The organism is Rhodococcus sp. Q (assembly GCF_005503035.1).
Lineage (GTDB): Bacteria > Actinomycetota > Actinomycetes > Mycobacteriales > Mycobacteriaceae > Rhodococcus_G.
This window is the reverse complement of sequence record NZ_SCOY01000006.1, coordinates 28,842-40,546: the sequence shown is the minus strand read 5'-3', so window position 1 is coordinate 40,546 and position 11,705 is coordinate 28,842. Positions and strand designations below refer to the sequence as shown.

At 69.0% G+C, this 11,705-nt stretch carries 13 protein-coding genes; 10 read left to right on the top strand and 3 right to left on the bottom strand.

The genetic code is table 11. The annotated features are described in order from the left end of the window. Positions 1-7 precede the first annotated feature (7 nt). The 5 genes from FFS72_RS08620 (at position 8) to FFS72_RS08600 (ending at position 4,707) form a co-directional block, all read left to right on the top strand. On the top strand, positions 8-367 hold the full coding sequence (locus FFS72_RS08620) for a nuclear transport factor 2 family protein (RefSeq protein WP_137873554.1): 360 nt from the start codon (positions 8-10) through the stop codon (positions 365-367). 26 nt (positions 368-393) lie between these two features. Then, positions 394-1,176 (top strand): SDR family oxidoreductase, encoded by a 783-nt coding sequence (locus tag FFS72_RS08615; RefSeq protein WP_171018612.1) that lies wholly within the window; start codon positions 394-396, stop codon positions 1,174-1,176. 23 nt (positions 1,177-1,199) lie between these two features. Continuing rightward, the gene (locus FFS72_RS08610) at positions 1,200-2,342 is read left to right on the top strand and encodes a sulfotransferase family protein (RefSeq protein ID WP_137873552.1); all 1,143 of its coding nucleotides are present in this window, start codon (positions 1,200-1,202) and stop codon (positions 2,340-2,342) included. A 26-nt stretch (positions 2,343-2,368) separates the two neighbouring features. After that, positions 2,369-3,430 carry a DUF1214 domain-containing protein gene (locus FFS72_RS08605; RefSeq protein ID WP_137873551.1) on the top strand — a complete coding sequence of 354 codons (1,062 nt, stop codon included), beginning with the start codon at positions 2,369-2,371 and terminating at the stop codon, positions 3,428-3,430. Positions 3,431-3,594: 164 nt separating this feature from the next. Beyond that, positions 3,595-4,707 (top strand): alpha/beta hydrolase, encoded by a 1,113-nt coding sequence (locus FFS72_RS08600; RefSeq protein ID WP_137873550.1) that lies wholly within the window; start codon positions 3,595-3,597, stop codon positions 4,705-4,707. 105 nt (positions 4,708-4,812) lie between these two features. Here the strand turns inward: FFS72_RS08600 and FFS72_RS08595 are convergent, their stop codons facing one another. Further along, positions 4,813-5,706, bottom strand: a complete 894-nt coding sequence (locus tag FFS72_RS08595; protein WP_137873549.1) for a 1,4-dihydroxy-2-naphthoyl-CoA synthase — start codon at positions 5,704-5,706, stop codon at positions 4,813-4,815. 71 nt (positions 5,707-5,777) lie between these two features. Here FFS72_RS08595 and FFS72_RS08590 point away from each other — a divergent pair, with 71 nt between their 5' ends. The 3 genes from FFS72_RS08590 to FFS72_RS08580 all read left to right on the top strand — a co-directional run bounded on the left by FFS72_RS08590 (position 5,778) and on the right by FFS72_RS08580 (position 7,988). Then, positions 5,778-6,416: a PaaI family thioesterase gene (locus FFS72_RS08590; RefSeq protein WP_137873548.1), complete on the top strand. Its 639-nt coding sequence runs from the start codon at positions 5,778-5,780 to the stop codon at positions 6,414-6,416. Further along, a complete protein-coding gene (locus tag FFS72_RS08585) occupies positions 6,413-7,396 on the top strand; it encodes an o-succinylbenzoate synthase (protein WP_171018611.1) in 984 nt (327 codons plus the stop codon). Before FFS72_RS08590 ends, FFS72_RS08585 begins: the two co-directional genes overlap by 4 nt. Positions 7,397-7,541: 145 nt before the next feature. Next, positions 7,542-7,988: a DUF6918 family protein gene (locus tag FFS72_RS08580; protein WP_137873547.1), complete on the top strand. Its 447-nt coding sequence runs from the start codon at positions 7,542-7,544 to the stop codon at positions 7,986-7,988. 71 nt (positions 7,989-8,059) lie between these two features. Here the strand turns inward: FFS72_RS08580 and FFS72_RS08575 are convergent, their stop codons facing one another. Continuing rightward, on the bottom strand, positions 8,060-8,899 hold the full coding sequence (locus FFS72_RS08575; RefSeq protein WP_137873546.1) for a siderophore-interacting protein: 840 nt from the start codon (positions 8,897-8,899) through the stop codon (positions 8,060-8,062). A 60-nt stretch (positions 8,900-8,959) separates the two neighbouring features. After that, complete coding sequence (locus FFS72_RS08570; RefSeq protein WP_137873545.1) at positions 8,960-9,553, bottom strand: flavin reductase family protein; 594 nt, start codon at positions 9,551-9,553, stop codon at positions 8,960-8,962. A gap of 58 nt (positions 9,554-9,611) precedes the next feature. Here FFS72_RS08570 and menD point away from each other — a divergent pair, with 58 nt between their 5' ends. Both menD and FFS72_RS08560 read left to right on the top strand, forming a co-directional pair. Then, complete coding sequence (gene menD / locus FFS72_RS08565) at positions 9,612-11,237, top strand: 2-succinyl-5-enolpyruvyl-6-hydroxy-3-cyclohexene-1-carboxylic-acid synthase (RefSeq protein ID WP_137873544.1); 1,626 nt, start codon at positions 9,612-9,614, stop codon at positions 11,235-11,237. Further along, positions 11,234-11,671 (top strand): DUF3592 domain-containing protein, encoded by a 438-nt coding sequence (locus tag FFS72_RS08560; RefSeq protein WP_137873543.1) that lies wholly within the window; start codon positions 11,234-11,236, stop codon positions 11,669-11,671. Before menD ends, FFS72_RS08560 begins: the two co-directional genes overlap by 4 nt. The last annotated feature ends 34 nt before the right edge of the window (positions 11,672-11,705 follow it).

Here is an 11,705-nt window from a genome sequence, read left to right as displayed (position 1 = left end):
GTTCCCTGTGCCCACCCGAGACGAAATCTGTTCGGTGATCGATTCGTACGTCAAGCATCTCGGTGATCACGACGTCGATCAACTGATGTCGTTGTTCGCGGCGGACGCGGTCCAGCACGAGCCGCTGGGCGTGCAGACCTTCCGTGGCATCGACGAGATCCGGGCCTTCGGCACCGGAAACGCGAAGGTGGCGTTCACGGTGAGCCGGTACTCGCCGATCACCGTCACCGGCCGGTTCGCGGCGATGCAGCTCCGCGTCCAGCGCGAGGGCATGCCCGACTTCCTGTCCACCGACCTGTTCGAATTCGGTGACGACGGGAAGATCGTCTCGCTGAGCGTCGTCCTGGACCCCAAGGCTCAGGTGTGAGCGCGGGCCTGCGAGCAGCGCCGGTGATGCCGGCGCTGCTCGACGGCAAGGTCGTGATCGTCTCCGGTGTCGGTGAGGGGTTGGGACGCTCGGTCGCCGTGCGCAGCGCCCTCGCCGGTGCCCGGGTCGTCCTGGCCGCGCGGACCGAGTCCCGGCTGACGGAGGTCGCCAACGAGATCCGGGGACTCGGCGGTACCGCGGTGTCCGTGCCGACGGACCTCACCGACGACGCGTCGGTGACGAATCTCGCCGATGCGGCGCTGGCCGAGTTCGGAGCGGTCGACACGGTGGTGCACAACGCATTCGTGCAGCCGCCACACGAGAGGCTCCTCGACGCCGAGTTCGAATCGGTCCGGCAGGGCCTGGACATCAACCTGCTGGCCTCGCTCAACCTGACCCGCAAACTCGCTCCCGCCCTGGAGAAGTCCGAGGGGTCGGTCGTGGTGATCAACTCGATGGTGCTGCGCAACCAGTTGCCGAACTTCGGGGCATACCGGGTGATGAAGGCCGGACTGCTCGCCCTCGCCCGCAGTCTCTCGGTGGAGCTGGGCCCGATGGGTGTCCGAGTGAACTCCGTTGCTCCCGGCTACATCTGGGCGCACCGGGTCAAGGCCATGGTCCAGAAGCAGGCAGAGCAGCGCGGCGTCGACCCCGCCGAGGTCTACGCCGAGATCGCGGCAGGCACCGACCTGCGCCGGTTGCCGGAACCCGACGACATCGCGAACGCGGTGATCTTCCTGGCCTCCGACCTCGCCCGCGCGATCACCGGGCAGTGCCTGGACGTCAACTGCGGCCACGCCCACCACTGATCCACTTTCACAAGGATGTAGGAATGTCTCAGGATTACGACGGAATCGGTTCCATCGAGGAGCTTCACGCGCAGGCGCGCACGGAGGCCGGCCTCGGCGACTTCGGCAGCGACGAGTACCTGGAGGGACTGACGGTGCTGCTCGACTCGTTCGAGCGGGAAGCCGACCTCACCCCGCACGGAAAGGTGGTCGCCCGCAAGATGATCCTGTCCGCGCTCCGGGGCCGGCTGATCAGCGAGGCGGCGTTCGCGCGGCACCCCGAGCATGTCGACGTCGAGATCGAGCGGCCGATCTTCATGTGCGGACTGACCCGCACGGGCACCACCGCGCTGCATCGCCTGCTCAGCGCCGACCCTGCCCACCAGGGTGTCGAGATGTGGCTGGCCGAGGCGCCGCAGCCCCGTCCCGCCCGTGAGACGTGGTCAGCGAACCCCGATTTCCTCCGCGCCGACGCCTTCTACCGGGCGCGTCAGGCGAACGAGGCAGACCTGATGAAGGTGCACTTCATGGGTGCCGAGGAGGTCGAGGAGTGTTGGCGACTGCTCCAGCAGACGATGCTCTCGACCGCGTTCGACACCGTGGCGTACGTGCCGTCGTACACGGCATGGCTGGCGAAGCAGGACTGGACCGACACCTATGCCCGGTACAAGAAGAACCTGCAGTTGATCGGTATGAACGATCGTGATCGCCGCTGGGTTCTGAAGAGCCCGAGCCACGTCTTCGCGATCGACGACATCGTGAAGGTCTTCCCGGATGCGCTGTTCGTTCGCACCTTCCGTGACCCGCACACCTCGATGGCGTCGACCTTCAGCCTCGCCGAGCAGGGCGGGCACGACATGTCGCGGGCCTTCGACCGCAAGACCATCGGACGGACCCAGCTGGATCTGTGGGCGCGCGGGAACGCGAACTTCCAGGAGGCCCGGGCCCGCCACAACCCCGAGCAGTTCATCGACATCGACTACCGGGACTTCGTGGCCGACCCGATCGGGTCGGCCGAGATGGTCTACGACCGGTTCTCCCTGCCGTTCTCCGACGAGGCGCGTCGCGCGATCGCAGATGCCCACGAGGCCAGCCTCGCCGACCACCGCCGCCCGTCACACACGTACTCGCTCGAAGACTTCGGAATCACCGCCGCCGAGGTCGACGCCACGTTCGCCACCGCCTGACCCCTCTCACCGGATAGGAATTCACGATGAACGCCACCTGGGAAAAATTCTGCACCGACCTGCTCGAGGTCGGGAACATCCTGTCGGACCCGATCGTGCCGCAGGATCCCCTGACGCAGGCCGAGGGCGTGCGCTACCTGTCGCGCCTGCTGCGCTACGCGACGATCAACTGCGTCGAGTACACCGACCCGCGCTGGCCGCAGTTCACGTCCGCGCCGAACCCCAACATGATGACCAAGATCGGCGCCGACAATCCGGACAACATCTACATGCGCGCCAACATCTCCGGGAAGTACACGTACCGGATCACCGGAACCCGGGGCACGATCCCGCTGATCACCTTCGGTTCGCGGGTCAACCGCTACCACATCGACGGCACCATGCTGCAGACCGGTGACCTGCACATCCACGACCTCGAGGTCGACGAGAACGGACGCTTCCAGTTCATCGCGAGCGTGGACGAGCCCGCCGAGGGCGCGTGGCTGCCGCTCGCACCGGACAGCAACCTCATCTCCGTGCGGCAGACCTACGCGGACCGGCGCGCCGAGGTGCCCGGCGAGCTGTCCATCGAATGCCTCGACCCCGACGGCGAATTCGTTCCGCTCACCGAGGACGAGCTGGGCGGGCGACTGGACCGGGCGATCGGCATGCTGAAGGGCTCGGCCGCCACGTTCCTCGAGTGGTCGCGCGACTTCATGCCGCAGCCCAACGAGATATTCGACCGCGGGCAGGAGCAGTTCCAGAAGGCCGGCGGCGATCCGACGATCTTCTACTTCCACGGGTACTGGAAGCTCGCCGAGGACGAGGCGTGGGTCATCGAGACCGAGGTCCCGAACTGCGAGTACTACAACTTCGTGCTGCAGAACTTCTGGGTGGAGTCCCTCGACTACCACCGGACGAACATCTACATCAACAACCACACCGCGAAGCTGAACGACGACGGCACGCTGACCATCGTGGTGTCGGCGAAGGACCCGGGTTTCGGCAACTGGATCAACACCGACGGCCACGCCGAGGGCACCTGGGCGATGCGCTGGATCAAGGCCGACTCGCACCCGATCCCGACTTCCAAAGTCGTCACACTGTGACACTCGCCACGTAACGGTGGGCACCTCGACCGTACGCCCGGCGTAGGTTCCGGGGGCCGGTAGCGTGCGCCTGTCGGTGTGGCAGCGCACGTGCACGGGGTCCGCGTTCCGCGCTCGCCAAACCTTCTGCCGACGACGACATGGGGATCTGGGAGGGGACTTTGATGCGCAGGGTGGGACGTCGGACGTCATGGGCGGCGGCATCGCTCGCCGCGGTCGCGGTGTTCGCCGGGGCGGGCCACGCCGTGGCGGAACCCGCGTCGAGCGGCAGTGCGAGCTCGGGCAGTTCGGGTTTCGGCAGCATGGATGCCGGCAGTGTCACGTCAGGGTCGACGGTGCCCGAAGTCTGGCAGGACGATCCGGGGCCGCTGCCCCCGCTGCGTGACGACATCGTCGTGCCGGAGATCGTCGGTGAGACCGTCACCTCCCCACAGGTCAAGCGTTTCCTGGTGGCGTCGCCGTCCCTGCGCCGGGTGGTGGGCGTCGACGTGCTGCTCCCCGCCGACACGAGCGCGCCGCGGCCGACGCTGTACATGCTCGAAGGGGTCGGCGGCGGTGAGGACCAGTCCGGCTGGATGTACATGACCGACGCCCCGAAGTTCTTCGCCGACAAGAACGTCAACGTGGTGATGACCAACGGCGGCGTCGCCAGCCTGTACACCGACTGGGACAGCCCCGACAAGAACCTCGGCGTACACAAGTGGGAAACCTTCATCACCGAGGAGTTGCCGCCGCTCATCGACGCACGGTTGAAGACCAACGGCGTCAACGCGATCGCGGGCAACTCGATGGGTGCGCAGGGCGCGATGATGCTCGCCCATCGGCGCCCCGACCTGTACCGGGGGATCGCGGTGTTCAGCGGCTGCTACTCGACGACCGACGACGTCGGCCGGCTGAGCACACAGTTCACGGTCTCCTCCCGGGGCGGCGACATCCGGAACGTGTGGGGTTCGCCGGGCGGATCGGGCTGGGAAGCACACGACTCCGTGCGGCACGCGGAAGCGTTGCGCGGCAAGCCGATCTACATGTCGGTGGCCACCGGCCTCGCCGGCCGGTACGAGGGGCCGGGCACCGATCTCGAACGGATCGTCGTCGGCGGCGCCATCGAGGCCGTCGCGAACCGCTGCACCAAGCGCCTCGACCAGAAGCTGCGTGATCTCGGCATTCCCGCAACCGTCGAGTACGAGGCGCGTGGGGTGCACGCCTGGGCGTACTGGAAGGACCAGCTGCCCAAGGCGTGGCCGACGCTGGAGCGGGCGTTGGGACTCACGCGGTAGCGCCGGCTCCCGGCGTCCACACGGGTTCTGATGTACGCGCAGGACTTCTGTGCGTGCAGAACCCGTGTGGACGCGGGAAAGGGTGTGTGCTCGGCCGCGAGCCGCTCAGAAGTACCAGGGGTACGGCGACCAGTCGGGGTCGCGCTTCTCGAGGAACGAGTCCCGGCCCTCGACGGCCTCGTCGGTCATGTAGGCCATCCGCGTCGCCTCGCCCGCGAACAGCTGCTGGCCGACCAGGCCGTCGTCCTGCAGGTTGAAGGCGTACTTGAGCATCCGCTGCGCCTGCGGGGACTTGGCGTTGATCTTGGTTGCCCACTCGATGGCGACGTTCTCGAGTTCGGCGTGGTCGACGACCCGGTTCACGGCGCCCATGTGGTGCATGTCCTCGGCGGTGTAGGTGTCGCCGAGGAAGAAGATCTCGCGGGCGAACTTCTGGCCGACCATCTTTGCGAGGTAGGCGCTGCCGTAGCCGCCGTCGAAGCTGCCGACGTCGGCGTCGGTCTGCTTGAAGCGGGCGTGCTCGCGTGAAGCCAGCGTGAGGTCGCAGGTGACGTGCAGGCTGTGTCCGCCGCCCGCGGCCCAGCCGTTGACGAGGGCGATGACGACCTTAGGCATGAAGCGGATCAGCCGCTGGACCTCGAGGATGTGCAGGCGCCCAGCGCGGGCCTTGTCGACGGTGTCGGCCGTTTCCCCGTCCGCATACTGGTAGCCGCTGCGGCCGCGGATCCGCTGATCGCCACCCGAGCAGAACGCCCAGCCGCCGTCCTTCGGGCTGGGACCGTTGCCGGTGAGGAGCACGCAGCCCACGTCCGACGTCATGCGGGCGTGGTCGAGTGCCTGGTACAGCTCGTCGACGGTGTGCGGGCGGAACGCGTTGCGCACTTCGGGCCGGTCGAACGCCACCCGGACGACACCCTCGGTGACATGCCGGTGGTAAGTGATGTCGGTCAGGTTCTCGAACCCGGGGACGGGGCGCCACAGCTGGGGATTGAAGGTCACGGACGCCAAGGATAGGCCGACGCGCACTGACCTTGCGCGCGGCGATGCGGCCGGGGATTACCGTGCAGGACATGAGCGAGCAGACCGAGCGGGACGGCGACTACGAGAAGCACGGTGGATTCCCGGTGTACCGGGCCGACCCCGACAACGGTGGCCCGCACTTCGGCAGGCTCGTCGAGGCATTGCGCGTCGTCCAGGACCTGGCCGTGTCCACCGCGCCGCCGCAGGACGTCATCGAGCGAGCGGCCGAACAGGCCGAGGCCCTCGCCGCGCTGCTGGGGCAGTACCGGGTGCCCGAAGGCCGGTCGCCGTCCGGACGGTCCATCGCCCTGCCCGGCCGAGGCAGTCTCCTGATGCTGCCGTGGGAGGCTCAGCGATTCGGAGCGGACGGGGTACGCGCCAGTGGCGTCTTCCGTCGGTATCACATGGGCGGCAACGGTGCCGCCCACGGCGGCGTCCTTCCCCTGCTGTTCGACGACCTGTTCGGGATGGTCACCCACGCCGCGGGCAGGCCGATCAGCCGGACCGCCTACCTGCACGTGAACTACCGCAAGATCACCCCCATCGAGACGGAACTCTTCGTCGAGGGGAGGGTCGACAGCGTCGACGGACGCAAGACCTTCGTCTCGGCGCGCCTCACCGACGCCGACGGGACCCTGCTCGCCGACGCCGAGGCGCTGATGGTCGTGCTGCTCCCCGGGCAACCCTGACCGTGCCGTCCCTGGACGAACTGCGCGCCACCGCGACCGTGGTCGCCCTGCCGATGCGGGTTCGTTTCCGCGGCATCACGGTTCGTGAGGCGCTGCTGCTGCGCGGTCCCGCGGGGTGGGGCGAGTTCGCGCCGTTCCCCGAGTACGACGACGTCGAGTCCGCGGCCTGGCTGCGGTCGGCGATCGAGAGCGCCTGGGAGGGTCCGCCCACACCTCTGCGGACGTCGATCCCCGTCAACGCCACCGTCCCGGCCATCGCGGCTGCGCGGGTGCCCGAGATCCTCGCCCGGTTTCCCGGTGCCCGCACCGCGAAGGTGAAGGTCGCGGAGAAGGGGCAGACCCTCGCCGACGACGTCGCCCGCGTCGTTGCCGTCCGCGAGCACGTCGACCACGTGCGTGTCGATGCCAACGGCGGTTGGACGGTCGACGACGCCGTGCAGGCGTTGGCAGCCCTGACTGCGGACGGCGCACTGCAGTACGCGGAGCAGCCCTGCGCGACCGTCGAGGAGCTCGTCGAGTTGCGTCGCCGACTCGCGGAACGGGGCGTCGCGGTGCCCATCGCCGCCGACGAGAGCATCCGCCGCGCCGACGACCCGCTGCGCGTCGTGCGGGCGGGAGCCGCCGACGTCGCGGTCGTCAAGGTCGCGCCGCTCGGCGGCATGCGGGCGGTGGTGCGGCTCGCTGAGGAGCTCGCCGGCCGCGGGGCGAAGGTGGTCGTGTCGAGCGCGCTGGACACCGCTGTCGGGATCGGAGCGGGGCTGTCCGCGGCGGCGGCCCTCCCGGTCCTCGACCTGGCATGTGGGCTGGGAACCGGAGGGTTTTTCGACGCGGACATCGCGGCAGCGCGTGCGATGTCGAACGGGGAACTCGCGGTCGCTGCGGTGACGCCGGACCCCGACCGACTCGCCGCGCTCGCGGCGACGCCGGAGCGGACTGCCTGGTGGCTCGACCGGATGGCCCGATGTCATGCTCTGCTGTGAATGCGCTGTGAAATTGCTGGTCAGCGAATGGTGCACCGAGTGACCAACGTGGCTGCTGTGATGGTGGTGACTGGAGTTGATGATGGTGTCGGGCGGTCGTATAAGGTCGCGCTCGACATTCACGCAAAACTCGGAGGCATTGAAAGTGGTTGCAGCACTGAACGAAACCCTGCTCGACCCGGCGCGGCTGCCCGCCGTCGTCGCGGACGTCCAGGAGCTCATCGACGCCGAGGTTTCGGACAAGTCGGGCGCATCGGGTCTCGCGCTCAAGGGCGGCTACGGTGCCGTGAAGAAGGTCGGACCGGCGATCGTTCCCGAGGCCGTCGAGGGCCTGCTGCCGAGCTTCGTCACTCGTCTCGAGCCGTTCTGGCAGGACTACCGGACCGTGGGCGGCGCCGGCTTCGGTGACTTCCTGGTCGCGCGCGGCGACGAGGTCGCGGACGCGCTGCTCGGCGTCACCGACGAGAAGATCGAGGGCACCAGCAAGGCCGCGGTCAAGAAGGTCTACTCCTCGCTGCGTCCGTCGGCGAAGAAGAACGTCGTCGAGGCGCTGCCGCGCCTCGGAACGCTCGTCGAGAAGCACGCCAACTAGGCAGCTCTGCTGCTCGTGCGCGGTGTGCGAGTCCTTGGACGCGCACACCGCGCACGAGCGCCGCAGGCGCCTCAGCCTGCCGCGCGGCCGTGACGCCAGAAACCGGTGAACACGACGTCCGCCTTCGGGACGCCACGATCGTTGACCAGGTGCCGTCGCACTCCGGCCGCCAGGGCCTGCTCGCCCGCCACGAACACGTAGTCCGGCAGCTGCGCCAACTCGGCCGCCTGGACCGCCTCCAGTGCCAGCTCGCCCGGCCGTGCATGCGGATCCGACCGCGGCAGCCAGGTCAGTGTCACCCCGTCGGGAACCGTGAGCTCCTGCTCGTCGTCGGCCGACGGAATCTCCAGGAACACATCGCCGGTGATGTCCGGGGTCGCCGACTCCAGGATGCCCGCGATCGCCGGGAGTGCACTCTCGTCACCGACCAGCAGGAACCGCCTCGCCTCGGGTAGTGGGTTGTGGATGAGTCCCTCGTCGAGCAGCGCCAACTCGTCGCCGACCGACACCGCCTGCGCCCAGTTCGACGCCGGGCCCGCGTCGTCGCCCGACCCGTGGCACACGAAGTCGATGTCGATCTCCGGGGTGTTCCCGAACAACGCCTTCTCCGCAGGCCGGAACGCGCGGATCGTGTAGTTGCGCACGATCGGCCGGGACGCCTTGCTCATCGCCAGGTACTGCGCGTACCAGAGCAGATTTCCCGTCGCCGTCGGCAGTCGGAGCTCGTCCTGGTCGGGGGTGGGAATGAACAGGCGGAACCAGTGATCATTGCCCAGCGGGGTCAGTGAGCGCAGATCCTCGCCCGCGACCGTCACCCGCACGAAGTGCGGGCTGATCTGCTTGCTGCCCGCCACCGTCGCGCGGAGGAACTCGCGGTGTTCGGGCCTGACGTACTTGGGGCGCTTGGCCATGTATCCGTCCTCGGAAGTTGCCGTTTATTGAGGTAAGGCTAACTTCACCTGGCGGTGGTGTCACGGCTGTCCCGGACGCTCCAGCACCCGAACCTGCGGCGGCAGACCCCACTCGGTTCGCCCGAGTCGGCTCAGCGGCGCGATCGCCGCGAACTCCGGCAACCCGTCCTCCGCCAGACACTCGGGACGCACCGCGATCGCCCGCACCTCACCCATCACGACGAAACTGTTCCCGACCTCGATCACCCGATGCAGCCCGCACTCGATCGCGACGGGCGACTCGGCGACCCGCGGCGGCACGACCAGCGAACTCGGTTCCGCGGTCAGCCCGACCGCCGCGAACTCGTCGACGTCGGACGGGAACAGCGCCGACGTCGCGTTCACCCGGTCGATCAGCGGCGCCGACGCCAGGTTCACCACGAACTCCCCGGTCGCCTCGATGTTGCGGAGACTGTCCTTGCGGGTCACGGACGTGAACTGCACGACTGCCGGCGACACCGATGCGACCGTGAAGAAGCTGTACGGCGCCAGATTCGCGGTGCCGTCCACCGCGCACGTCGACACCCAAGCGATGGGCCGTGGCACCACCGACGCGGTGAGCAGTGCGTACATCCGGTTCGTCGAAACCTCGTCGGCGGGGAAGACGGTGCGCATCGGCACATGGTGCCAGCCGACCGGCACCCCCGCCGAAACGTCTGACACCCTGGACACCGTGAATCCGTCCACCGCGCAGGCCGCCGCAGTCGTCGACGAACTGATTCGAGGTGGGGTGCGGGAGGTGGTGCTGTGCCCGGGGTCGCGCAATGCCCCGCTCGCGTTCGCGCTGCAGGCCGCCGACGCCGCGGGGCGGATCCGGCTGCACCTGCGGATCGACGAGCGCACCGCCGGATTCCTCGCCGTCGGACTCGCGGTGTCGGCGGGACGCCCGGTGCCGGTCGTCATGACCTCGGGCACCGCTGTCGCCAACCTCGGACCCGCCGTCCTCGAAGCCAACTACGCACGCGTGCCCCTGGTGGTGCTGTCCGCGAATCGGCCCTACGAGATGCTCGGCACCGGCGCCAACCAGACCATCGAGCAACTCGGTCTGTTCGGCACCCAGGTCCGCGCGACCATCAGCCTCGGGCTCGCCGAGGACCGCCTGGACCAGAACAGTCAGTGGCGCTCCGCGGTGTGCCGGGTGCTCGCCGCCGCTCGCGGCACCCGTTCCGGTAATGCCGGACCTGTGCACTTCGACATCCCCCTGCGCGAACCCCTCGTCCCCGACGCCCACCCGCAGGGGCCGGTTCCGGAGGGCAGGCCCGACGGCTCCGCGTGGACGACCACCGAGCACGCGACCCTGGACGTGCCGCTCGAGATCGATCTCACTCCGGACACCGTCGTCATCTCCGGGCACGGCGCCGCGCACCGCCCCGAACTGGCCGGACTCCCGACCGTTGCCGAGCCGACGGCGCCGCTGCACGGGGTGGCCCTTCATCCGCTCGCGCTGCCGCAGCTCAATCCGCGGCAGGCGATCATCACCGGCAGGCCGACGCTGCACCGCCCGGTGTCGGCGCTGCTCGCCGACCCCCGAGTGGCCGTGTACGCGCTGACGACCGGCCCCCGCTGGCCCGACGTCTCCGGGAACGTCCTCGCCACCGGAACCCGCGCTGTCGTGCGGGGCGCGCCGAGTCAGGCGTGGCTCGAACGCTGCAGGCACCTGACCGAACACGCGGACAAGGCCGTGCGGCAGCAGCTCTCCGCGCACGCGACCCCGACGGGGCTGCACGTCGCCGCCGTCGTGACCGACGCGCTGGCAGACGGTGACCAACTCCTGCTCGGTGCGTCCAACCCCGTCCGCGACGCGGCCCTCGTCGGCCATCCGCGGCCGGGGGTGCGGGTGCTGTCGAACCGCGGCGTCGCGGGGATCGACGGAACGGTCTCGACCGCTGTCGGCGCCGCCCTCGCCGCCGACGCGTCCGGGGGCGGCCGGACCATCGCGTTGATGGGTGACCTGACCTTCCTCCACGACGCCTCCGGGCTGCTGATCGGGTCCGGCGAACCGCGACCGAAGGACCTCACGATCGTCGTCGCCAACGACGACGGTGGCGGCATCTTCGAGCTCCTCGAACAGGGCGACCCGCAGTACGCGGGCGTCTTCGAACGGATCTTCGGGACCCCGCACGGCATGGATCTGTCGGCGCTGTGTGCCGCGTACCGCGTCGAACACCACCACGTCACGCCCGATCAACTCGCGACCGAACTGGCACATCCCTTCGGTCGCGGCATCCGTGTCCTGGAGGTCACGACCGAGCGGTCGGGTCTGCGTGAACTGCACGCCGCCGTCCGGGCGCAGCTGTGACGGAGGTGGCCGCGCGCCGCGTCACCAGGGGGGTACTGATCGTCGCGGTGTCGGTCTCCGTCCTGGCCGTGCTCCTCGTGCTCGCCGCATGGCGCAACGACCACACCATCAACTCCGACAAGGGCGTTGCGACCGCGGAGGTGCTGTCCGCGGGAGCGCTGCGATCGGCGGTCAGCTTCGTCACCCCCGACGGCATCACGCACAACCCGCGCCTCGGGGTCCTGTACCCGACCAACCTGACCGTCGGACAGCGCATCGACGTCGAGTACGCCCGCGCCGACCCCGACCTCGTCCGGGTGTCGGGCCGTGACGTGCGGGTGGCACTGGTCCCCGCGGGGTCCGTCATCGTCGTGACGTGGCTGCTCGCGGCGCCGACCTTGTGGTACGTGCGCCGTCGTGCTGCCGCCGTACCGGACGCCGACGTCGCCGGATAGGGCAACCCACTCGTCGCCCGGTGTTCGCGGCACC